Here is a 22731-nt window from a genome sequence, read left to right as displayed (position 1 = left end):
GGACGACCAAGAAGCGTCGCGAGCCGACCGTCCGCGTCGAACCGGCCGAAAGCTTCCGCCACCGCCCTCACCTGCGCCGCGTCCCTCACCTCGTCGCCGTCAGGGAGGGCAAAGAGCGACGGATAGATTTCGGCAAACACGACGGGTTTGTCGAAGCGCGTCGTGAAACCGGTCTCGAAGGGCCAAACGGCGATTTTGTCTTGAAGCCCACCTTCATCGAGAAAGCGCGAGAGGCATGCGATCCCGAGCAGCGTCTGGCTGCCGACGGAGCCGTTATAGGAGAGCTGCCAAACCGACTTCGCGCCCTTGGCGAACTGCTCCGAGCGGCGAAAGGCAAACGGCGCGCCTTGTGGCGCCGGTGGCTTCGTATCGCTCAAATCGGCGTAGACATGCTGGTGAGGGCGACCCCAAAAGCGCGGCTCTCCCGGAAAATAGGTCGCGTTCCAGCGGGAAGCCAGGTCGAAACGGTTGTTGGTATTGTCCGGCCCGTCCTCGATCTCCGCGGCGATCTTGCGCCACAGGGAACGCCAATCGGCCCTGCCGGTCAGCCGCTCCGCCGTGCCGGCGGGGTAGCCAAAGGCAAAGTCAAAGCCGCAGAGAAGGCATTCGCCCTTTGCAATCGCTTCCCGCACGATCTGATCGAGTCGCAGCATGAAGGCGTGACGGGTCGAAAAATTCTCCAGCCATTCGATCGCGGTCCCATCGCCCTCGCGCCGGGCAAGGCACGCCCAGAGCGAGTTGCGGCCGGTCACCGGTTGCCCGGCGCCCGACCAGTCGACGATCAGGATGCGATCGAACAGCGCCATTACTTCTTCTTCTGCATCGACTTCGGCCCCAGCGGATGGTCCGCGTGCGGGTACGGCGCATGATGGTGGTGATGATCGTGGCCGTGACTGTGACCATGCGAATGATCATGCCCGTGATGGGAATGATCGTGGCCGTGGTCGTGCGAATGGCCGTCATGGTGGTCATGATGGCCATGGTCATGGCCGTGATGACCGCAACCGCAATTCGGCCCGTGCTCGTGTCCGGCGAACTTTCCGCTCGACGGCGCGTCCATCACAGCCTGCAACTCGGCATCCACCGCCTTGTCCGCGAGCGCTGCATATTTGCCGCCGAGCGTGAAGGAGGCGGAATAGTCGAAGGCCGGTTCGAGATCGTGCGGCTCGGCATGCGAATGAACCGGCGTCCAGGGAAGACCATGTTCCCGGCAGAAATCCGGATCGCGACAGGAGGCATCGCAGTCACCCTTGCACGGACAGTTTTCCAAGCCCCCGCCGATCCCCTCGACATGATGGTGATGGCTCTCCTGGGGCTGGCCGATATCCGCCTCGAAGCCGAGCACCTGCTCGCGGTATTTGCACATCTGGCAGTTCATGACCGCCGCGCCCTCGAGGATTTCCTTGACGCGATCCTGGAAGGCATCGAGCACCAGCGGGTGGTCGTTGAGATAGCTCGCCTTGACGAACTGAATCTCCGGATGCCGCGCGGCCACCTCGTCGGTATAGCTGTAGATGCGCTTCACCAGCACGCCGGTGAACAGGAAATACGGAAAGACGATGATGCGCTTGTAGCCGAGCTTGGCCGCGTGTGTCAGGCCCGGTTCGACCAGCGGGAAGGTCACGCCGGAATAGCAGGTCTCGCCCCAGCCGAAGCCCATGCCTTCCCAGAGCATGCGCATCACCTTGGTGGCATTCGAGTTGGCGTCCGGGTCGGACGAACCGCGACCAACGACCATCAGCAGCGTGTCGTGCTTCTCGACGAAGCCGAGTGTCTCGTTCGCCTCGTCGACGGCCGCCTGAATACGGTCACCGGCGGCGCGGATCATCTTGAGGTCGATGCCGAGTTCGCGACCATAATTGATCACCATGCCGGGGTTCTGGGCCTGGTAGGTGTTGAGCACCGAGGGGATGTCGTTCTTGGCATGGCCGGCCGCAAACAGCATACCGGGAACGGCGAGCACCCGCGTTACGCCCTGTGCCTTGAGGCTATCGAGCCCGGCGGCGATGACGGGATTGCAGAATTCGAGGTAGCCGTACTCGACCGGCATGTCGGGATTGCGGGCGCGTAATGCCTCCGCGATCACGGCGAATTCCTTAGCCGCGTTCTGATTGCGGCTGCCGTGACCGCACACCATGATTCCGAGTTTTTCTGCCATAGAACAAGGCCTCCTTGCTTCGTTGCACCATGTACGAAGCGCCGGAATCACCTGACATGATTCCATGGCCTTTACGGACAGCTCCGGAATTGGCCCCCTGCTTGGGTCGGCCGCACCGGACTATTTCCAGCCTGTCGAACAGGCGCCGTCGCACATGGCACGAGCTTTATCCAACCCGGCTGGAGGGGTCAAACCCGTTTGCGCCGTATTGTGTGGAGGATGCGCCGATTGCGACATTCATCGGAAAGCGGAACGGTTGCGGGCACGACCGGTTTGGGGCAAGAGAGGCGACCTGTCGCAGCGTTCCGGAATTCCCGTGGTAGAACTCGCTTTCGAGAGCATCGCTCTTCTTTTCCTCGCCGCATTCATCGCCGGCTTCGTCGATTCCATCGCCGGCGGCGGCGGCCTCATCACCATTCCGGCCATGCTGATTGCAGGCATCCCACCGCTCCAGACGCTTGGCACCAACAAGCTGCAATCCATGTTCGGTTCGGCTTCCGCCACCATCGCCTATGCTAGGCGTGGCCATGTCGATCTCAGGAGCCAGTTGCCGATGGCGGTCATGGCCTTTGCCGGCGGCGCGGTCGGTGCGGTGATCGCAAGCTTCGTGCCGGGCGATGTTTTGCGCGTGCTCATGCCGTTTCTGCTGATCGCGATCGCGCTTTACTTCGCGCTGAAACCGAATCTCTCGGATGAGGACCGCCACCAGCGAATGACGCCCTTCGTCTTCGGTTTGACATTCGTTCCCCTGATCGGCCTCTACGACGGTATCTTCGGCCCAGGCACCGGTTCCTTCTTCATGCTGGCTTTCGTGTCGCTTGCAGGCTTCGGCATGCTGAAGGCGACGGCTCACACAAAGCTCCTCAACTTCGGCTCCAACCTCGGCGCGTTCGTGATCTTCACCTTCGGCGGTGTGATCCTCTGGAAGATCGGCTTGCTGATGGGGCTCGGTCAGTTCTTGGGTGCGCAGGCTGGCTCTCGGCTGGCAATGAGAAGCGGCGCAAGGCTGATCAAGCCGCTGTTGATCATCACCTGCCTGGCGCTGGCTGTTCGGTTGCTGATGGACCCGACCAATCCGGTACGGGTCTGGGCGGGTTTCTGAATTCCATCAGTATCGAACGATCTGGCGGTCACACTGGCGGATGATCTCGACGCGCGGGTCGTAGAGCGGCGCGCGGTACTCGATGTAGTATTCGTCGCAACGGACAGGACGCACCTCCACGGAGGCGGGGGCCACGACCGCCGCCGCTCGCTGCTGGACGACCACGGGCCGTTCCGTCTGGTAGAGCATGTCCGCCCCCACCGCAGGGCTTGCGCCAATCACCAGCAAGACGATCGCGGACGATAGCAGAACGCTTTGAATGACCCTCAGCATGGCGCGGCTCCTGTTGTGGACGTCTCGTAAACACGCGTGGCGCCGGGAGGTTCCCTCATAAGTTCCGGTTCAGAACTCGACGCCCACCTGCGCCTTGATACCGGACCGGAACGGATGCTTGATCAGTTCCATCTCGGTGACGAGATCGGCGATTTCGATCAGCTCTTCCTTAGCGTTACGTCCCGTCAGGACAACGTGGGTCATGTGCGGCTTCTCGGCGCTGAGAAACTCCACCACTTCGCCGATATCGATGTAGTCGTAGCGGATCGCGATGTTGATCTCGTCGAGCAGCACCATGGAATTGCTCTCGTCGCGGATCAGGTCCTTCGCCTTCTCCCAGGCTGCCTTCGCCATGGCGATGTCGCGCGCCTTGTCCTGGGTTTCCCAGGTGAAGCCCTCGCCCATCGTGTGGAACTCGCAGACATCGGAGAAATGCCGCAGGATCAGGTCGCGTTCGCCGGTCGACATAGCGCCCTTGATGAACTGCACGACCGCGCATTTCTTGCCGTGGGCGATGTGGCGGAAGATCATGCCGAAGGCGGCGGACGACTTGCCCTTGCCCTTGCCGGTATGGACGATGACGAGCCCCTTCTCGTCGGTCTTCGTCGCCATGATCTTCTCGCGGGCAGCCTTCTTCTTCGCCATTTTTTCCGCGTGGCGGGCCAGATCGTCCGTTTCCGGCTTGATGTCCTCGGTCATGTCTCACTCCCGCTATCGTCGAATGTCTTTGCATACCAGATGCGCTGTGGCGCCTGGCCGGTTTTCGGAAGGCGGCCGATCTCGGCATAGCCTTCCCGGAGATAGAAGCGTGGCGCCTGGAACTCGAACGTATCGAGATAGACGCCGGCGAGCCTATCGTTGCGCGCCATGTCCTCCGCCGCCGCAAGAAGCTTGGCACCGACGCCGCGGCCACGCGCGTGTTCGCTGACGCCGAGCAGCTTCACGTAGAGCCAGCCCTGCAGCCGCGCGCCGACCAGGCCGCCGAGCATCGTCCCATCCGGAGCACTCGCACGGATATGGACGCGCTCGCTGACGAACGGTCTGCCTAGCGCCAGCGCGGCCTCGTCAAGGATGCCGTCGACGGCGGTGACGAATTCGTCGACACCGTCCCCCGTCACTTCCGCAATCAGGATGTCAGTAGTGTCAAAGACCATGGTTCAGTGCTCGTTCTTCGGCAGGCCGTCGACGACATGCAGCCAGCCCACACGCTCGCTCCAGAAGTCATGTGCCTTGGGCACGATAGCGGACGGATCGTCGAGGCAGGCGATGTAAAGATCGATCTCCGCCGGTCGTCTTTCCGTTTCATAGGACATCGGCGAACCGCACGTGCCGCAGAAGCCGCGCGTGACGCCCGGCGACGATACGAACCGCCTCAAGCTTGCACCGGAGAGTTCCACATCCGTCCGCGCTACCGTGAAGAAACTCGCGACGCCGGACGACGTCGCCCGGCGGCAGCTCTCGCAATGACAATGGTTGGCGTTGAGGACAGGCCCCGACACCGACAGCCGCACCGAACCGCACAGGCAGCGACCTGAAAGCTCAGTCATGACACGCTCCCTTCCAGAACGATTTCGGAAAGCGAGAACTTGGCGGAATTGCTTCTCGGCGTCCACAGTCCGCGCTCGATCGCTTCGATCAGCCGCTCGGCAAGTTCCTTCAGCGCCGGGGCGTTCTTCTCCGCCATGAAACCGCGCACGCGCTCATCCATCAGAAATGCCTGGTAGATAGCCTCGAAGTGGTGGTCGCGCACGGCCCCTGTCGTCGCCGCGAAGGCGAACATGTAGTCAACAGTCGCGGTGATCTCGAAAGCGCCCTTGTAGCCGTGCCGCATCACGCCCTCGATCCACTTGGGATTGACGACGCGAGCACGCACGACCCGACCGATCTCCTCCTCCAGCGATCGGATCACCGGCTTTTCCGGCCTCGAATGATCGTTGTGGTAAACGGCGGGACGCCCTCCAGCGACGTGCTCGATCGCCGCCGTCATGCCGCCCTCGAACTGGTAGTAATCGTCGCTGTCGAGCAGGTCGTGCTCGCGATTGTCCTGGTTCTGCACCACCGCCTGCACCGAGCGCAGCCGTTCCTCGAACAGGCCGCGCTCCGCCTTGCCCTCGACATCCGCGCCATAAGCATAGCCGCCCCAGACGAGGTAAGCCTCGGCCAGATCGCCGCGCCGCTCCCAGCCCTTCTCGTCGATCAGCGCCTGCAGGCCGGCGCCATAGGCGCCCGGCCTCGAGCCGAACACGCGGTAACCAGCCCGCCGCGCCGCCTGCTTGTCGTCCAGCCCTTCCGACTTCAACTTTTCCGTTTCGGCCCGAACGCGCGCCGCGACCGGATTGTCGCCATCGTCCTCGTCGAGCGCGGCGACGGCACGGACGGCCTTGTCGAACAGCGCGATCTGCTCCGGAAAGGCATCGCGGAAGAAGCCGGAGATGCGCAGCGTCACATCGACGCGCGGCCGCCCAAGCATCGCCATCGGGATCACCTCGAAGCCGGTGACCCGTCGCGAGGCCATGTCCCAGACCGGCTTCACGCCGATCAGCGCCAGCGCCTGGGCGATGTCGTCACCACCCGTGCGCATGTTGGACGTGCCCCAGGCCGTCAGTCCGAACGAGGTCGGCCAGTCACCGTGGTCCTGCACATAGCGCTGGATCAGCAGTTCGGCGGACTTCCGGCCGAGTTCATAGGCCGCCGGCGTCGGCACCGCCCGGCTGTCGACCGAATAGAAGTTACGCCCCGTCGGCAGCACATCCGGCCGCCCCCGCGTCGGCGCTCCCGAAGGCCCCGGCGGCACGAAGCGGCCATCGAGTCCCTTGAGAAGCCCGGCGATTTCAGCAGCACCCGACTTCACCACCGCTGGCTTGAGACGCGTTTCGATTTCATGAAGCACAGCCCGCGTGGAGACCCAGTCGTCCGGTGCCTCGATATCCCCCGCCACAAGCTTCGCCGCCAGCATTTCGATCCGTTCGACCGTATCCCCGTTCGTGCGCCATGGCTGGTTGTCGAGGTCGGCAAGGATTGCAGGTTTGGGTCCGGTCCAGGGATCGGACATGACGCAATCGAGAGGATCGAAGACCGGATCACCGGCACTGAGATGAAGGTCCGCCGCAATCGCCCGCTGCAGGCTCCGGTCTCCGCCCTCGCCCAACCCGCGCGGCGCCCGCGCCAGAGCCACGACGAGATCGGTCAGCAACCGCCCCTCCGGCGCCAGACCGAACACGTGCAGCCCGTCTCGGATTTGCATTTCCTTGAGGTCGCATAGATAGGCGTCGAGCTTTTCGAGCGCCGTGTCCTCAGCCTCGCCCTTGCCGATCCCAGCGTCATGGTCGAGACCGATGTCTGCGATGAGGTCGAGGATTTGCTTTTTCAGCAGTTTCAGGCGACGCGGATCACCCCCCGCTGCCTCGTAGTATTCATCGACAAGCGCCTCGAGGTCCTTCAGGGGGCCGTAGCTCTCCGCCCGCGTCAGCGGTGGTGTCAGGTGGTCGATGATGACGGCGGAGGTACGCCGCTTCGCCTGTGTGCCCTCGCCCGGATCGTTGACGATGAACGGATAGAGATGCGGCAGCGGGCCGAAAACGGCTTCGGGATAACATGTCTCCGAGAGCGCCAATGCCTTGCCCGGCAGCCACTCGAGATTGCCATGCTTGCCCATATGGATCATCGCATCGACCCCGGCGACCTTTCGCAGATAGGCATAGAAGGCAAGATAGCCGTGTGGCGGAACGAGGTCCGGAGAGTGATAACTCTCCTTCGGATCGATGTTGTAGCCGCGCGCCGGCTGAATGCCGAGGAATACGTTGCCGAAGCGGGTGAGTGGCAACGCGAATGCTCCATCCTGAAAGAAGGGATCGCCTTCCGGTCCACCCCATCGAGCCGTGATCTCTTCTTGAATCCGCTTGGGAAGAGATTCGAAAAACGCTATGTAATCATTCAAGGAAATGACATCGCGGATTTCCCGCCCATCACGCGCGGCATTGGTCGGCCCGGCCATCATATGCGCCATCAGCGCATCGCCATCCGAGGGTATGTCGCCGACCGAATAGCCCGCCGCCTCCATCGCTCTCAGCACCTCGACGGTGCCGGCGGGCGTGTCGAGGCCGACGCCATTGCCAAGCCGGCCGTCGCGGTTCGGGTAGTTCGCCATGATCAGTGCCACGAGACGGTCCGCCGCCGGCGTCCGTCGCAGCCTAGCCCAGCGCGCCGCAAGCTCGGCGACGAAGGCCATGCGACCGGAATCGGGTTCATGGCTGACGATATTGGTCTCAACCGTCTCATCGAACCGCGCCGCCGCCTTGAACGATATCGCACGGGTCATCACCCGCCCGTCCACCTCCGGCAGCGCCACATGCATCGCAAGGTCACGTGCCGAAAGGCCCTGAGACGAGTTTTCCCAAGCGTCCAGAGCAGAACTCGAGAAAATCGCCTGCAGCACAACCGCGCCGCTCTCGTCGAGCACGGTGGACGGATTTTCACTGCCGGGTGCCGAGACCGCAAAGCCGGTGGCGTTGATCACCACATCGGGCGTCGCCTCGGCGAACACCGCCCGCAGTGTCTCAACCGAGACAGCGTCCTTGAGCGAGCCGACGAACACCGGCAATGCCCGCATGCCCTGCGCTCGCAGCGCCTCCACCATCGCCGCGACAGGCTTGGTTTCGCCGCTCTGCACGAGCGCGCGGTAAAAACAGATGGCGGCTATCGGCGCCGCTGACCCCGCAGCCTTCCGCCACTCCTCAACTCCGACGACACCCCGGCCCGGCCACCAGATGCCGGCCTTCATCAGCGGGATCGCCGGGGCAGGCCGTTCGCCTTGGTCGATCAGGAACGCGGCGTAATCCAGAAAGGCATTCGCGTTCTCTGCTCCGCCCTCGACAAGATAGGACCAGAGAACGGCAAGGTTGTCCGGCCCGACAGTCGAAAACGGCGCCAGTCCCTCATCCGGTTTGTCGTCGCCCGGCAGCACGGCGATCTTCGCGCCGCTCCGCCGAACGACCGCATGCAGCGCCTCGAGCGCATAGTGAAAATAGCTCGCCCCGCCGAGCGCCCTGACCACGATCAACTTTGCGTGCCGCGCCGTGCGCTCGACATAGGTGTCGACCGACATCGGGTGCTTGAGGCTCATCAAGCTAGCCAGTCGCACGGATGGCCCGCCCTCACGGCCAGCAGCAGCAGCGGCTGCGATCGCTGCGAGCTCCGTGTCGGCCGCAGACAGGACGAGGATGTCGCCGGGCGTCTGCCCGAGGTCGATCGCCTCCTCCCCGTCGCTGATCGAGCCTTTCTGGGCGAGCAGAAGATGCATTGATCAGCCGGCCGCCGCCTGCACCGCCTCGACCACGGCGCCGTAGTCCCACTCGTGCAGGCCGATCACCACCAGGCGCGTCTCGCGCTTGTCGCCGCTCGTCCAGGGACGGTCGAAATAGGTGTCGACGCGGCTGCCGACCGCCTGCAGGACAAGACGCATCGGCTTGCCGGGCACGTCAATGAAACCCTTGAGGCGCAGCACGTCATGGGTGGCGATCACGTCCTTCAGCTTCTCGACGAAGGCCGCCGGATCGGCGATCGGAGGCAGCTTCAGCACAAAGCTTTCGAACTCGTCGTGATCGTGATGGTGCAGGTGATCGTGATCGTCGCCGGCGGCGTGGGCCGCCTCGTGCTCCAGTTCGTGATGCGACTTGCGGTTTTCGATGTCGTCCTCCGTGCTCGCCCCGATCCCGAGCAGGACGAGCGACGGCACCTCGCCGTTCCTCGCCTCGATTAGCGCCGGCTTGCGCGCGGTACGGCCGGTCACCTCGGCGCGCACGGCCGCGACACCAGCGGCATCGAGCAGATCGGTCTTGTTGAGCACGATCAGGTCGGCGCAGGTCAGCTGATCCTCGAACAGTTCCTCGATCGGGCTTTCGTGATCAAGGCTCTCGTCTCCGGCCCGCTGGGCGGCGACCGCATCATGGTCGTCGGCGAACCGGCCCGCCGCGACCGCGACGCTATCGACCACCGTCACAACACCGTCAACCGTCACGCGGGTGCGGATGTCGGGCCAGTTGAAGGCTGCGACCAACGGCTGCGGCAGAGCAAGACCGGAGGTTTCGATGACGATATGATCAGGCTTGATATCGCGGTCGAGCAGCTTCTGCATGGTCGGCACGAAGTCATCGGCCACCGTGCAGCAGATGCAGCCATTGGTGAGCTCGATGATGTCATCCTCCGTGCAGTTCTCCGCCCCGCAGCCCTTCAGAACCTCGCCGTCGACGCCGAGATCGCCGAACTCGTTGATGATCAGCGCGATCTTCTTGCCGCCGGCATTGGTCAGCATGTTGCGGATGATGGTGGTCTTGCCGGCACCGAGAAAGCCGGTGATCACGGTAGCGGGAATTTTCTGCTGCAACATGGTTCAACCCTTCATCTTGAGCGGCAATCCGGCCGCCACGAAATAGACTTGCGCCACCACCTCGGCGACGCGCTGGTGAAGACGGCCGGCATGGTCGCGAAACTCCCGCGCCATCCTGTTGTCGGGCACGATGCCCAGTCCGACTTCGTTGGAAACGACGATCACCCGCGCCGAGAGCGACGGAAGAACTTTCACGAGGCTGGTGGCCGAAGCGTCGATGGAGCGCTCCTCCATCATCAGATTCGTGATCCACAGCGTCAGGCAATCGACGAGGACCACACGGTCCGGCGAGTCGAGAGCCCACAGACGATCGGCAAGATCGAACGGCTCCTCGTGTGTCGTCCAGCCATCCCCGGCGCGATCCGCCTTGTGTTTGTCGATACGCGCCTGCATCTCGTCGTCAAAGGCGCGGCCTGTCGCCAGATAGTGCAGATCGAGACCGCTTTGACGAGCCAGGCGCTCCGAAAAGGCCGACTTGCCTGAGCGGGCGCCACCGAGCACGAGAATGGTCCTATTCATCTTGCCTCCATCGCATCCGTCGCATAAATGCCGCCGCCCCGCGCCGCAAAGGCTGGAAAAGTCGCGGTCGGCCTTCCGGCAGATCCGTCAGAAGGGTGCAGGGAATAGGTCGATGTCACAACAGGGCTCGTAATCTCAGCAGACGCAGAAGAAAGTCCATCAACGGTCTGCTGGGTCGTTATCGGATCGTCCTGAAAAGACGGAACCACCGCAAACGCCGTCGCGGCAACAATCAGGATGCCGAGGGCGATCGAAAGGAAAGAGAAATTCTTACGCACGACGTGTCGCCTCGGCACGTTTCATAGCGCGGCCCAGGGACTCATCGCGTGTTGACCGGACGTACGGATACACCACGCCTGTCGTCTGTGTCGCCATGACAACCTCCGTGCTGGCAACGGGGAAATCCTTCCCCAAGGCTGGGCAAAATGCCCGGCACGGATGGCAGGTCTCCTGGCTCATGGCATAAGGCCCAATCAAGGGCACGCGGGTCCGTCTCGCCTTCCCGGCGCATCGGCAATATCGCGAAAAGGTGGACGATTCGTAGATCCTAGAGGCGTCCGACCCCGGCTGATCGCGCATGCCGCGCCAGTGACTTTTCCGGACTGTCCAGTAGCGCCGCCCAAGGCACCATGCCCTGATCCCGACGTGTCCGAGGCAGATCCGGATGACGGACCCTCGCCACTCTACAGTCGCGGGGTCGGCTGCGATGGGGACGCCCGGAATGGGTCCGTCCTGTCGCATTCCCTTTTGCTCTCCGCCCACCCTTTGCGGGACGACGGAAACCATCCGTTCATGCCGACTTGATTAGGCCGACGACATCGGCAAGTCAATCGCGCCGGCGACCTTCGCCGTTCACGGATTGCAGGTCGGATCGGTTGCCACGTCGCAAGTGGAACCGCCGCCAATGGTGATCTTGCCGCTAGCACCTTCCTCAACATTGGTGCCCGATGGAACCACGGGCGCAGCAGCCGGCGCAACGGTCGGCGCGGGCACCACCGCAGGCGCGGTAACCGAGGCTGGCGCGGCCACAGCCGGAGCATCCGCTTTCAGCTTGGTCGACGTGGTCCGCGGCTTCGGGCGGGGCGGAGGCAGGCGAGGCGTTTGCAAGGAGAAGGCGAAGCGAATTCGCGCTGCTGCCTCTTCCGCAAGGTTCTCGTCGGCGATACGGGGATTGTCGGTAGAACTGTGAACAATGAAGGTTCCCGCTGCCACGGGATTGCCGGTGTCGATGTCGGCGGCTGTCACCTTGAAGCGCACGCTCGCACGCCTGTCACCGTAGGCCTGTACCGGACGATAATCGTCGAACTTCACCGTCAGCACGACCCTTTGCAGCGGAACATTGCGGCGGGTGGCATTGACTGCCGCAGCGACACGGCGGTCAACGCCAGCAAGCACGACGAGAGGCACGTCGGCGGCACCGATCACCGCAACGTCCCTGACATCATACATCAATGGCCGGCGGATCGGCTCGCGCCCCGTGAGAATGCAGGAGGGCAGTACGGCGACCACCGCGATAATCGCAAGGAGACGGAGAAGGAATCGCTGCATGGGGAATCCCGAAAAGACGTTTCGTCTTTTTCGACATTCCTGATTTATGGTTAGCGGGTGGTTAACTCAGCCGCGACGGGCCGAAAATACACCATAAGCCGCGGCCATTTCCTCGAACCGCTTGGCCCGGCGATGGGCCGCTTCCGCGTCGATACCCCAATGCTCGTCCGTCCAGTCTTCGTCGAGGTGGGCCAGAGACCATGCCTCTTCCAACGAAATCCGCCCTTCGGACAGCGCGAGGCCGATGAGCGCCGAGCCCGTGAGGGTTGTCATGACGTGCAAAGCCGAGAGCGCGAAAGGATCGCGATGCCTGGCAAGCGCCTTTTCGAATGCGGCGATCGCCGCTTCTGGCTGCTCCTGGTGCATCACACCGACAGCCAGGATGAAGCGCGCCCCAAAGGTCTCCGCGGCCCAGTCCAGCAGGGGATTCCACGAGAGGTTCTGGCGCTCCACCAGCTCCTGCGGCGTGTCGGCGCGATAAAAGATCATGTCCGTGCCCGCAAAGCGGAGAATTTCCGCCGCCACCATGTCGACCTGTTCGGCCACGGCATCGATTGCGGTGTTGGCAAGCCTGGTCACGGGCATGGTCGCCGGATCGATCACATCCTTCTGCGCCCGCCATTCAACCGCCACAAGTTCGGCGAGCGGTGTGGTCGGAAGGAGAAGCGTATTCCTGGCAGGCGTCTTTACGGGTCGCCCGTCGAGCTTGACGGCGAAGCTGTCGCCATCTGCCTCCACGCTTACGTTTTCGTAGAATTTCTTCGGCAGAGGCCGCTTCATCTGGATCTGCGCTCGGCGGACCGGATCTTCGTGGCTGGGCTCAGGCACGAATGTGCCGAAGATATCAGAAAGTTCATCGCGCATCGGGTTACCCCTTGTGAATATAGGCCAGAAGATCGGCGGGGCGCTCCACCACCGCGTCGGCGCCGGCCTGCCAAAGCTCCTCGACGGAACAGTAGCCCCAGGAGACGCCGATCGCTGCAGCACCCGCCGCCTTCGCCATCTGCATGTCGTAGATCGCGTCGCCGATGACGACCGTCTCCGCCGGCGAGATGCCGCTCTGGTCGCAGCATTCCGTCACCATGGCCGGATGTGGCTTCGACGGACAATCGTCGGCGGTGCGGCTGACGAAGAAATGGTCCCGCCAGCCGTTCGAATCAAGGATCAGGTCCAGCCCGCGCCGCGACTTTCCTGTCACCGCCCCGATCAGCACGTCGTCCCGCGCGGCAAGCGTAGCAATAACCTCGGCGATGCCGTCGAAACGCCGCTCTGTGGCTGCCCCGCTGCCTCGGACATCCGAGAAAATCGACTTGTAGTACGCGGTCATCTCGATCGCTTCGTCGTCGACATGCGACTTCCCTTGCAACCGCGCGATCGCGATATCGAGCGTGAGCCCGATGATCGCCTTGGTCGCCGCAAGGGTCGGAGGTGGGGAGCCAAACCGCTCGAAAGTCTTCTCCATCACTGCATGGATCAACCCCGCGCTGTCGACCAGCGTCCCGTCGCAGTCGAAGAGCACGAGCTTCATTCGATATCTGCCTCTGGCCCATCGACATCGAAGCCGAGCAGGTTCCAGCTCTGCACCATATGCAGAGGTAGCGGCGCCGTGACGCGCAGCCGCCCGCCGTCCGGATGCGGAATGTCGATATGGCGCGCGTGCAAATGGAGCCGCTTCTGGATACCGCCCGGGAATTCCCAGTTGTGGTCGTCGATGAAGTATTTCGGATCGCCGATGATCGGATGCCCGATGTGCAAAGCGTGCACGCGCAATTGGTGGGTACGGCCGGTATACGGTTCCATTTCCAGCCAGGCGAGGTTCTGCGCAGCCGTGTCCACGACGCGATAGTAGGAGACTGCGTGGTCCGCCCCCTCCTCGCCATGCTTGGCGATCCGCATGCGGTCGCCGTCGATCGTCGGCTCCTTGACCAGCCAGGTGGAAATCTTGTCCTCCCGCTTGCGCGGCACGCCCTTGACCAGCGACCAGTAGGTCTTCTTCGTATCGCGCTCGCGGAAAGCCGCCGTCAGTTTCTGGGCCGCACCGCGCGTCCGCGCGACGACCAGAACGCCGGAGGTGTCGCGGTCGATACGGTGCACAAGGCGCGGTTTCTCGCCCTTTCGGCTGGTCCAGGCCTCGAGCATCTTGTCGATGTGCCGCGTGACGCCGGAACCGCCCTGCACCGCGATCCCCGCCGGCTTGTTCAAGACGAATACCTTCTCGTCCTCGTGCAAGAGCATGCGAGACAGCAATTCCGCATCGCCGGCATGCTTCAGATCCTTGCCGGCGATCGGCCCGGTCTTCGGGCTTTTCGGATCGATATCCATCGGCGGAATTCGAATGAGTTGGCCCGGCTGCACGCGGCTGTCGCTTTTCACCCGGCCGCCATCGACACGGATCTGCCCGGAGCGCAACAGCTTCTGCAGCGCTCCGAAGCCCAGTCCCGGATAGTGCACCTTGAACCACCGGTCGAGGCGCATGCCCGCCTCGTCCGCGTCCACCTTGATATGCTCTATGCCGGCCATGGGTTCTCTTCCGTGCGCGCGGCCGAAACGCCGCGTCTTGCTTGTCAGACGCCGGCTTTACTGCATTTCACCGCCTTCGGACAACCTCTATCGAGGATACCGTCAAAACAGCATGCGGCCGATCTGCAGACCGCCAATCACCGCGCAGACGGAAAGGAGGACACTTGCCACGAGGTAGGTCACTGCCGCAACTGTTGCGCCGCGCTCGAACAAGGAGATGAAATCCAGGGAAAAAGCCGAAAACGTGGTGAAGCCGCCGAGGAAACCGGTGATCATCAGCAGTCGTAATTCCGCCGAGGCGTTGAACCGCCGTGCCACCAGTTCGGCGAACAGCCCGATCGCCAGAGAGCCCACGACGTTGACGGTCAACGTGCCCCAGGGGAAGGCCGGCCCGAACCAGCGCAATGTCAAAAGACCGACGAGATAGCGGCAGACCGAGCCGCTAGCGCCGCCGAGGGCGACGAGAAGGACATGCAGCATAGGGACTCCGGCATCGAACGCGGACAAGATTCGTCCAGACCTTACATCCGGCCGTCGTTGTTTGCACCCTGTCAGCGGTCAGCCGACGACAGGAAAACGGACACAAACCGGTCGATTTCGCTCCAGTCGGTGAACTCGACATCCTCACCGGTGTCCGATGGTGCGCCTTCCCGCTCCGCCATGCGCTTCATCATCCAGCGCTTGAAGAAATCGTACTCGCTGAAGCGGAAGGCACCGGCGGCATGGTGCACATGATCCGGCGCCCATCCGGTTTCAGTCTTCAGCGCATCCGGAAAGTGTCGGGCCTCATCCTGTTCTGCGTCGATATCGCTGCGGATGAACAGCGAAACGGACACGAAGGCATTCGGAACGGAGGACAGCCAATCCTTCTCGCGGCGGACGAAATCGACGAAGGGCGCCGGATAGCGGCCGGCATGGATCGGGGCGCAGAGGATCGCCGCCTCGGGCCGCTCCAGCGCATACTCCGCCATCGACATCACGTTGAAGAGAACGGCGCGGTGACCGTCCTTTTCGATCCGCGCCGCGATCGCTTCGGCGATCTTCCGTGTCTGACCTTCGATACTGACGTAACCCACGAGTACGATCATCTGAACCCTCCCTCAGGCATCGCGAGCCGGCGCAGTCTTAACATTTTCAGGCACTGACAGACAGGTCGCGCCGCCGACGCTCTGTTCAAGCTTGACCAGTTTGTCCGCAAACGCAAGCGACCGGCCGGAGGCGCCATGTCGCACCCTCCGTTGAACCGTTAAAATTCTAGGCTTTAATTTAAAGAACCGTACAAGCAGGGGCTGTTATATTAGAGAGATAAACAAAGTGGTAAGGCCATGACCCAAGTAGTCACAGTGTCGGCCCATACCGCCGCCTATGCGTCGGAGGCCGTGAAAAAACCGATACGGTCTCCTCGCAAGACCGATGTCCAGGACAATATGCGCGCGGTCGTCAACAACGCCGCCGAGGGCGAGGACGTCTGGAAGACGGCACCGCTGAACATGGTGCAATCGTCCAAACTCAGCCTTGATTTCCTGAGCGCGAACCAATCGCGGCACGAGCAGCAGGCAACGCTGAAGCAGACGATCGACGCCTACAAGAACAGCACGACCTGACCCGCCGAAGGGGGTTCGGCAAGGCCGCAGCCTGACTGACTGCGGCCTCTTGTTTGGTATCAGTTCTTCTTGCCGGCAGCCGCCACCGGAAGCATGATCTCCACCTCGCCCGCGTTCTGGAAGACCAGCTTCACCGGAACAGTCGCGCCTTCGGCGAACGGTTCCTTGACCTCCATGAACATCATGTGAAGTCCACCAGGCTTCAACTCCACGGTCTGCCCGGCCGGGACAGGAATGCCGTCCGCCAGTGCACGCATCTTCATCACCTCGCCGACCATCGCCATTTCGTGCAGTTCGACGCGACCGGCATTCGGCGATTCCGCCGACACCAGAACGTCGTCGTGATGACCGTTGTTCTTGATGGTCACGAAGCCGCCGCCGACGGGCTGTCCGGGCAACATCGCCTTGGTAAAGCCGGCCGTCAGTTCCAGGTCACCGACCGTGACGGGAGCGAAGCTACCGGGGTCGGCGGCCGCGGCCATATCACCGTGCCCGGCATGGGCATCGTGGGCGCCGTGCGCGCCATGGCCTTCATGAGCATCTTCGGCCGGATCCGCGGCCACAATCTTTAGAACGGGCGCCGGGTTTTCCAGAGAATGCGGATCGACACCCGCCGCAGCGACCTCGGTCCAGCTGACCTGCGCATCCGAGCCGCATAGCTGAACAGTCGGGAACGCGAGGCCCGCCTCGTCGGCTTCGGCGACCTTCCCGTAAATCACGAACGTATCGTAGAAATTATCCGGCAGTTCGCCGTTCTTCCAGCGGATTTCCACCGGACCGGAGGTGATCTGCGTGCCGTGATTGTCATAGGCTTTCTGGTAGTCGCCGGTGATCACCTCGATTTCCCAGCCGGCTTTGGGCTGCGGCTTGGCGGAGATGAAGCCTTCCGGCAATTTGATCTGGACCTCGTTGGTCGCCTTGCCGTCGCAGCCGTGCGGCACCTGGAGCGCCGCGGCGACATAGGAACCGACCTTCACCGGCTGGTTCGCGAAGGTGGCGTGGGCGAGCGCCTGGCCGCCGGTGAGCGAAACGAGCGCGGTGGCGCCGAGAAGAAAAGTGGTTTTCATGGGTGTTCTCCGTGTCCGGCCGCCCTGCGACGTCACCGGATTTGCCGCAAGGCGGCGATTGATCATCGTTTGCATTGAAGATCAGGAGAACGTCGGCGGCCCGCGCGACCGGGGCAGAGAAAGCGCATCAACGGTGACATGGGCCACGACGTCGGAAAGGCCATTGTCCAGACATTCAAAGCTGTCGATCAGCCATGACTCATCGTCAGGCAGCGGCAGAAGCGTCGAGCCGCCGATGAGGCAGGCCTCGCATTTCGCCATGTCATGGCCTGGATGCGGCAGGCCCTCGTCACCGATACAGAGATCGGCATAGGTTCCGTCGGGAAGGAGAAGCGCAGCCGTGTCGAACGCGGCGAGCGCGACACGCGGCGGGGTATGTGCGAGACCCAGCGACAGCATCGCGATCGCGCACAAAAGGCGCGTCATCGTCCCGACCATCGCAATTGTCTTGCCCATTTCCGCAGGCCCTCCGGCAGCCCTCCTTAGCCGGAATCAGTCGGCAAGGCAAAATCGAAAAGAGGCTGCGACAAAGGAACACAAAACCGTCTCTCGCTGTTTGTTTCTGCATCGACAACCGGAGGAGAAAATTCATGCCCGCAAAGTCCAAGGCCCAGCAGAAAGCAGCCGGCGCCGCCCTTTCTGCCAAGCGCGGCGATACGCCGAAGGAAAAGCTCAAGGGGGCCTCGAAGAGCATGGCCGAATCCATGAGCGAGAAGGAGCTTGAGGACATGGCGGAAACGAAGCGCAAAGGTCTTCCGGACAAGAAAGACTAAGCGCCACGTGCAGCACGCGCACGCCCCCGCGTACGATGCGACGAAAATTGTGCTGGTGACGACATTTGCCCCTTGCCAAGTGGCGGGTCCCGTCGATAATGGCGAGAACCCGTTGGGAGAACCGGTTCGATCCGGTGCCGAAGGAGCAACCGCCCCGGAAACTCTCAGGCCAAAGGACCACGGGTGCCGACAGGACTCTGGAGAGACGTCGCGGTTTGTGACCGTGACGCGCCGAAGGGATAACAATCTCAGGCGAAGGGACAGAGGGGGCTCAATGAACCGGCGCGCGGGACCCGTGCGCCAAATTTGAGCCAGCGCGTTTCGCGCCAATCCGGAGGCCATGGTGGACGACACCGTTCCCCTGAAAACGACCCCGCTTCACGACCTTCACCTATCGCGCGGTGCCCGCATGGTGCCGTTTGCGGGTTATGACATGCCGGTGCAATATCCGATGGGTGTTCTGAAGGAGCATCTTCATACCCGCACCAGCGCCGGCCTCTTCGACGTGTCCCACATGGGCCAGGTGCTCCTGCGTGCGAAATCCGGCCGCTACGAGGACGCCGCCCTAGCCCTGGAACGTCTCGTTCCCGTCGACATCCTCGGACTCAAGGACGGCCGCCAACGCTATGGTTTCTTCACCGACGAGAACGGCGGCATTCTCGATGACCTGATGATCACGCACCGCGGCGACCATCTCTTCGTCGTCGTCAACGCCGCCTGCAAGGACGCCGACGTGGCGCACATGAAGGCGCATCTCTCCGATACCTGCGACATCGAACTGCTTGAAGACCGCGCCCTCATCGCGGTTCAGGGCCCCCGCGCCCACGAGATCGTGCCGCAGATGTGGGCCGGTCTCGATGCGATGAAGTTCATGGACATGCGCGAGGGACCTCTGCACGACATAGACTGCATCGTCTCCCGCTCGGGCTACACCGGCGAGGACGGCTACGAGATCTCCGTTCCGGCAGAGCGCGCGACCGAACTGGCGGAGATTTTCCTCAGCCACCACGCCTGCGAGGCGATCGGCCTCGGTGCCCGCGATTCGCTCCGCCTGGAGGCGGGCCTCTGCCTCTATGGCAATGACATCGACACGACCACGTCCCCGATCGAGGCCGGGCTGGAATGGGCGATCCAGAAAGCCCGTCGCCGGGGCGGCGAACGTGAAGGCGGCTTCCCCGGCGCGGACCGCGTGCTCGCCGAGCTTGAAGACGGCGCCACGCGCCGCCGTGTTGGCCTGAAACCTGAGGGTAAGGCCCCCGTCCGCCCTCCGGCGAAACTCTTTGCGGACGCGGAAGGCTTGAACGAGGTAGGCCATGTCACCTCGGGCGGCTTCGGCCCGACCGTCGAAGGTCCCATCGCGATGGGCTACGTGCCCACGGCGCTCGCCGCACCCGGCACGCAACTCTTCGCCGAGGTTCGTGGCAAGTATCTGCCCCTAACCGTGACCGCCCTGCCCTTCGTGACCCCCGGCTACCGGCGTTAGCCGCCACCAGCATTTTTTTCCCTATCCCACCAGAGGACAACACAATGATCAAATTCACCGCCGAACACGAATGGCTCAAACTCGACGGCGACGTCGCGACCGTCGGCATCACCCGTCATGCCGCCGACCAGCTGGGCGATCTTGTCTTCGTCGAGCTTCCGGAGGTCGGCGCGACATTCAAGAAGGATGGTGAAGCCGCCACCGTCGAGAGCGTCAAGGCCGCATCGGACGTGTTTTGTCCGCTCGACGGCGAGATTGTCGAGGTCAACCAGGCGATCGTCGACGACCCGTCGCTGGTCAATTCCGATCCGCAGGGTGCTGCCTGGTTCTTCAAGCTGAAGCTCGCCAACGTGGCCGATGCCGACGCCCTTCTCGATGAAGCCGCCTACAAAGAGCTGATCGCATGACAACGCCAGTCGAATTCTCCTTCACCGACTACGATCCGTACGACTTCGCCAACCGTCGTCATATCGGCCCCTCACCGTCCGAGATGACGGAGATGCTGAAGATCGTTGGCTATCCCACGCTCGATGCGCTCATCGACGCCACTGTGCCGCCCTCGATCCGGCAGGAAATCCCGCTCACCTGGGGCGCCGCCATGACCGAGCGCGAGGCGCTGGACAAGCTGCGGGAAACCGCCAACAAGAACCAGGTGCTGACATCGCTGATCGGCCAGGGCTATTACGGCACGATCACGCCGCCGGTGATCCAGCGCAACATTCTCGAAAATCCCGCCTGGTATACGGCCTATACGCCCTACCAGCCCGAGATTTCCCAAGGTCGGTTGGAAGCGCTGCTGAATTACCAGACCATGGTCTGCGACCTGACCGGCATGGACGTGGCCAACGCCTCGCTGCTGGACGAAGCAACCGCGGCCGCCGAAGCCATGGCGCTCTGCCAGCGCGTCGCGAAATCCAAGGCCACCTCCTTCTTCGTCGACAGGGACTGCCACCCGCAGACCATCGCCGTCATCCAGACCCGCGCGGAACCGCTCGGCTGGACCGTGATCGTCGGCGACCCCTTCGCCGATCTCGATCCGACCGAAGTCTTCGGCGCGATCTTCCAGTATCCCGGCACACACGGGCACGTCAGGGACTTTTCGGGCCTGATTGCCCGCTTGCACCAGACAGGCGCAGTCGCCGCCGTCGCGGCGGATATCCTCGCTTTGCTTCTCCTGAAGTCGCCCGGCGAAATGGGCGCCGACATGGCGATCGGCTCCTCCCAGCGCTTCGGCGTGCCGGTTGGCTATGGCGGACCGCACGCGGCCTACATGGCCGTCAAGGACGCCCACAAGCGATCGATGCCCGGCCGTCTCGTCGGAGTCTCGGTCGACGCGCGCGGCAACCGCGCCTATCGCCTGTCGCTGCAGACCCGCGAACAGCATATCCGCCGCGAAAAGGCGACCTCAAACATCTGCACGGCGCAGGTGCTGCTCGCCGTCATGGCCTCGATGTATGCCGTCTTTCACGGTCCCGATGGCCTGAAGGCGATCGCGCAACAGGTCCACCGCAAGGCGGTTCTAACGGCCAAGGGGCTGCAAAAGCTGGGCTACAAGGTCGAGCCGGACACCTTCTTCGATACGATAACCGTCGACGTCGGCCATATGCAGGGCCTTATCCTGCGCGCTGCAGTGGCCGAAGGGGTAAACCTCCGCAAGGTCGGCGAGACGAAGATCGGCATCGCGCTCGACGAGCGCACACGCCCGGCAACGCTGGAAGCAGTCTGGCGCGCCTTCGGCGGCGGCTTCAAGGTTTCGGAGTTCGAGGCGGATTATCGCCTACCGGCGGACCTGATGCGCACGAGCGACTATCTCACGCATCCGATCTTCCACATGAACCGCGCCGAAAGCGAGATGACGCGCTACATCCGCCGGCTGTCCGACCGCGACCTGGCGCTCGATCGCGCCATGATCCCGCTCGGCTCCTGCACGATGAAGCTCAACGCCACGGCCGAGATGCTGCCGATCACCTGGCCGGAGTTCTCCGAAATCCACCCCTTCGCGCCGCCGGAACAGGCGCTCGGCTACAAGGAGATGATCGACGACCTCTCTGAAAAGCTCTGCGCCGTCACCGGCTATGACGCGATCTCGATGCAACCGAATTCAGGAGCTCAGGGCGAATATGCGGGCCTCCTGACGATCCGCAACTACCATCTCGCCCGGGGTCATGCCCACCGCACCGTCTGCCTTATCCCGACCTCGGCGCACGGCACAAACCCGGCCTCGGCACAGATGGCGGGAATGGTAGTCGTACCGGTCAAGGCGAAAGACAACGGTGACGTCGACCTCGATGATTTCCGCGCCAAGGCCGAACAGCATGCGGATAACCTCTCCTGCTGCATGATCACCTATCCCTCGACGCACGGCGTGTTCGAGGAGACAGTGCGCGAGATCTGCGCCATCACGCACCTCCATGGCGGCCAGGTCTATCTCGACGGCGCCAACATGAATGCCATGGTCGGCATCTCCCGGCCCGGCGATATCGGCTCCGACGTGTCGCACCTCAACCTGCACAAGACCTTCTGCATCCCGCATGGCGGCGGTGGTCCCGGCATGGGCCCGATTGGAGTCAAGTCGCATCTGGCGCCCTATCTGCCCGGCCATGTCGCGACCGACGGTCGTCCGGGCGCGGTCTCGGCCGGTCCCTACGGTTCGCCGTCGATCCTGCCGATCTCCTGGTCCTACTGCCTGATGATGGGCGGCGAAGGCCTGACGCAGGCGACCAAGGTGGCGATCCTCAACGCCAACTACATCGCCGAGCGACTGAAGGGCGCCTACGACGTGCTCTACAAGTCCGAGGCTGGCCGCGTGGCACACGAGTGCATCATCGACACGCGACCGCTGAACGCCTCTGCGGGCATTTCGGTCGATGACGTCGCCAAGCGCTTGATCGACTGCGGCTTCCATGCCCCAACCATGAGTTGGCCGGTCGCCGGCACGCTGATGATCGAGCCGACGGAAAGCGAGACCAAGGCGGAAATCGACCGCTTTTGCGAGGCCATGCTGGCGATCCGCGAGGAAGCCCGCGCGGTCGAGGAAGGCCGGATGGATAAGGACAACAATCCGCTGAAAAACGCGCCGCACACGGTCGAGGATCTCGTCGGCGAGTGGAACCGTCCCTACAGCCGCGAACAGGCCTGCTACCCGCCCGGCGCCTTCCGCGTCGACAAGTACTGGTCGCCGGTCAACCGGGTCGACAATGTCTACGGCGACCGCAACCTCGTCTGCACCTGCCCGCCGATGAGCGAATACGCCGAAGCGGCAGAGTAAGACTTTAGCATGGAAACGCCGCCCGAAAGGC

The 22731-nt window shown here is 63.1% G+C and carries 23 protein-coding genes and 2 riboswitches; of the genes, 6 read left to right on the top strand and 17 right to left on the bottom strand.

Translation table 11 applies throughout. The features are described from left to right. Nucleotides 1–805: 805 nt before the first annotated feature. On the bottom strand, nt 806–2158 hold the full coding sequence (locus tag J5J10_RS06815) for a sirohydrochlorin chelatase (protein ID WP_208551213.1): 1353 nt from the start codon (nt 2156–2158) through the stop codon (nt 806–808). Nucleotides 2159–2474: 316 nt separating this feature from the next. On the opposite strand from J5J10_RS06815, the gene J5J10_RS06810 reads away from it, so the two are divergent. Next, nucleotides 2475–3260: a TSUP family transporter gene (locus J5J10_RS06810; RefSeq protein ID WP_211929326.1), complete on the top strand. Its 786-nt coding sequence runs from the start codon at nt 2475–2477 to the stop codon at nt 3258–3260. Between the two features lie 6 nt (nt 3261–3266). Here the strand turns inward: J5J10_RS06810 and J5J10_RS06805 are convergent, their stop codons facing one another. The 14 genes from J5J10_RS06805 to J5J10_RS06740 all read right to left on the bottom strand — a co-directional run bounded on the left by J5J10_RS06805 (nt 3267) and on the right by J5J10_RS06740 (nt 15593). After that, entirely contained in the window at nt 3267–3533 is a 267-nt protein-coding gene (locus J5J10_RS06805; RefSeq protein ID WP_211929325.1) for a hypothetical protein, read from the bottom strand. Nucleotides 3534–3602: 69 nt separating this feature from the next. Beyond that, the gene (cobO, locus tag J5J10_RS06800) at nt 3603–4232 is read right to left on the bottom strand and encodes a cob(I)yrinic acid a,c-diamide adenosyltransferase (RefSeq protein ID WP_211929324.1); all 630 of its coding nucleotides are present in this window, start codon (nt 4230–4232) and stop codon (nt 3603–3605) included. After that, nucleotides 4229–4687: a GNAT family N-acetyltransferase gene (locus tag J5J10_RS06795; protein WP_211929323.1), complete on the bottom strand. Its 459-nt coding sequence runs from the start codon at nt 4685–4687 to the stop codon at nt 4229–4231. Before J5J10_RS06795 ends, cobO begins: the two co-directional genes overlap by 4 nt. A gap of 3 nt (nt 4688–4690) precedes the next feature. After that, nucleotides 4691–5080, bottom strand: a complete 390-nt coding sequence (locus J5J10_RS06790) for a GFA family protein (RefSeq protein WP_211929322.1) — start codon at nt 5078–5080, stop codon at nt 4691–4693. Then, complete coding sequence (gene cobN / locus J5J10_RS06785; protein ID WP_211929321.1) at nt 5077–8832, bottom strand: cobaltochelatase subunit CobN; 3756 nt, start codon at nt 8830–8832, stop codon at nt 5077–5079. The genes J5J10_RS06790 and cobN overlap by 4 nt, the downstream gene beginning before the upstream one ends. Nucleotides 8833–8835: 3 nt before the next feature. Next, a complete protein-coding gene (gene cobW / locus J5J10_RS06780) occupies nt 8836–9918 on the bottom strand; it encodes a cobalamin biosynthesis protein CobW (protein WP_211929320.1) in 1083 nt (360 codons plus the stop codon). 3 nt (nt 9919–9921) lie between these two features. Beyond that, nucleotides 9922–10437 carry a bifunctional adenosylcobinamide kinase/adenosylcobinamide-phosphate guanylyltransferase gene (gene cobU / locus J5J10_RS06775; protein WP_211929319.1) on the bottom strand — a complete coding sequence of 172 codons (516 nt, stop codon included), beginning with the start codon at nt 10435–10437 and terminating at the stop codon, nt 9922–9924. After that, a complete protein-coding gene (locus J5J10_RS06770; RefSeq protein ID WP_211929318.1) occupies nt 10434–10715 on the bottom strand; it encodes a hypothetical protein in 282 nt (93 codons plus the stop codon). The genes cobU and J5J10_RS06770 overlap by 4 nt, the downstream gene beginning before the upstream one ends. Nucleotides 10716–10859: 144 nt before the next feature. Further along, nucleotides 10860–11239, bottom strand: a riboswitch (cobalamin riboswitch). A 50-nt stretch (nt 11240–11289) separates the two neighbouring features. After that, nucleotides 11290–11985 (bottom strand): hypothetical protein, encoded by a 696-nt coding sequence (locus tag J5J10_RS06765; RefSeq protein WP_211929317.1) that lies wholly within the window; start codon nt 11983–11985, stop codon nt 11290–11292. 66 nt (nt 11986–12051) lie between these two features. Continuing rightward, on the bottom strand, nt 12052–12849 hold the full coding sequence (locus J5J10_RS06760; protein WP_211929316.1) for an ATP12 family protein: 798 nt from the start codon (nt 12847–12849) through the stop codon (nt 12052–12054). A 4-nt stretch (nt 12850–12853) separates the two neighbouring features. Beyond that, entirely contained in the window at nt 12854–13513 is a 660-nt protein-coding gene (locus J5J10_RS06755; RefSeq protein WP_211929315.1) for an HAD-IA family hydrolase, read from the bottom strand. Further along, on the bottom strand, nt 13510–14505 hold the full coding sequence (locus tag J5J10_RS06750; protein WP_211929314.1) for an RluA family pseudouridine synthase: 996 nt from the start codon (nt 14503–14505) through the stop codon (nt 13510–13512). The genes J5J10_RS06755 and J5J10_RS06750 overlap by 4 nt, the downstream gene beginning before the upstream one ends. A gap of 102 nt (nt 14506–14607) precedes the next feature. Beyond that, entirely contained in the window at nt 14608–14985 is a 378-nt protein-coding gene (crcB, locus tag J5J10_RS06745) for a fluoride efflux transporter CrcB (protein WP_211929313.1), read from the bottom strand. Nucleotides 14986–15056: 71 nt separating this feature from the next. Beyond that, nucleotides 15057–15593, bottom strand: a complete 537-nt coding sequence (locus tag J5J10_RS06740) for a flavodoxin domain-containing protein (RefSeq protein WP_211929312.1) — start codon at nt 15591–15593, stop codon at nt 15057–15059. 237 nt (nt 15594–15830) lie between these two features. On the opposite strand from J5J10_RS06740, the gene J5J10_RS06735 reads away from it, so the two are divergent. After that, nucleotides 15831–16109 (top strand): hypothetical protein, encoded by a 279-nt coding sequence (locus J5J10_RS06735; protein WP_208551228.1) that lies wholly within the window; start codon nt 15831–15833, stop codon nt 16107–16109. A gap of 59 nt (nt 16110–16168) precedes the next feature. Here the strand turns inward: J5J10_RS06735 and J5J10_RS06730 are convergent, their stop codons facing one another. Next, nucleotides 16169–17176 (bottom strand): DUF1775 domain-containing protein, encoded by a 1008-nt coding sequence (locus J5J10_RS06730; RefSeq protein ID WP_211929311.1) that lies wholly within the window; start codon nt 17174–17176, stop codon nt 16169–16171. 81 nt (nt 17177–17257) lie between these two features. Then, nucleotides 17258–17632, bottom strand: coding sequence for a hypothetical protein (locus J5J10_RS06725; RefSeq protein WP_211929310.1), 375 nt, complete (start codon nt 17630–17632; stop codon nt 17258–17260). Nucleotides 17633–17766: 134 nt separating this feature from the next. Between J5J10_RS06725 and J5J10_RS06720 the strand changes: the two genes are divergently transcribed. The 4 genes from J5J10_RS06720 to gcvP all read left to right on the top strand — a co-directional run bounded on the left by J5J10_RS06720 (nt 17767) and on the right by gcvP (nt 22700). After that, on the top strand, nt 17767–17949 hold the full coding sequence (locus tag J5J10_RS06720) for a DUF3008 family protein (protein WP_208551231.1): 183 nt from the start codon (nt 17767–17769) through the stop codon (nt 17947–17949). A gap of 102 nt (nt 17950–18051) precedes the next feature. Further along, nucleotides 18052–18139, top strand: a riboswitch (glycine riboswitch). Between the two features lie 153 nt (nt 18140–18292). Further along, entirely contained in the window at nt 18293–19432 is a 1140-nt protein-coding gene (gcvT, locus tag J5J10_RS06715; RefSeq protein ID WP_211929309.1) for a glycine cleavage system aminomethyltransferase GcvT, read from the top strand. 44 nt (nt 19433–19476) lie between these two features. After that, nucleotides 19477–19839 carry a glycine cleavage system protein GcvH gene (gene gcvH, locus J5J10_RS06710; protein ID WP_208551233.1) on the top strand — a complete coding sequence of 121 codons (363 nt, stop codon included), beginning with the start codon at nt 19477–19479 and terminating at the stop codon, nt 19837–19839. Beyond that, nucleotides 19836–22700, top strand: a complete 2865-nt coding sequence (gene gcvP, locus J5J10_RS06705; protein WP_211929308.1) for an aminomethyl-transferring glycine dehydrogenase — start codon at nt 19836–19838, stop codon at nt 22698–22700. Before gcvH ends, gcvP begins: the two co-directional genes overlap by 4 nt. Nucleotides 22701–22731 lie beyond the last annotated feature (31 nt).

Source organism: Ciceribacter sp. L1K23 (assembly GCF_018122705.1).
GTDB lineage: Bacteria > Pseudomonadota > Alphaproteobacteria > Rhizobiales > Rhizobiaceae > Allorhizobium.
Note: the sequence above shows the minus strand (reverse complement) of the source record. Positions and strands in the feature narration are given on the sequence as shown.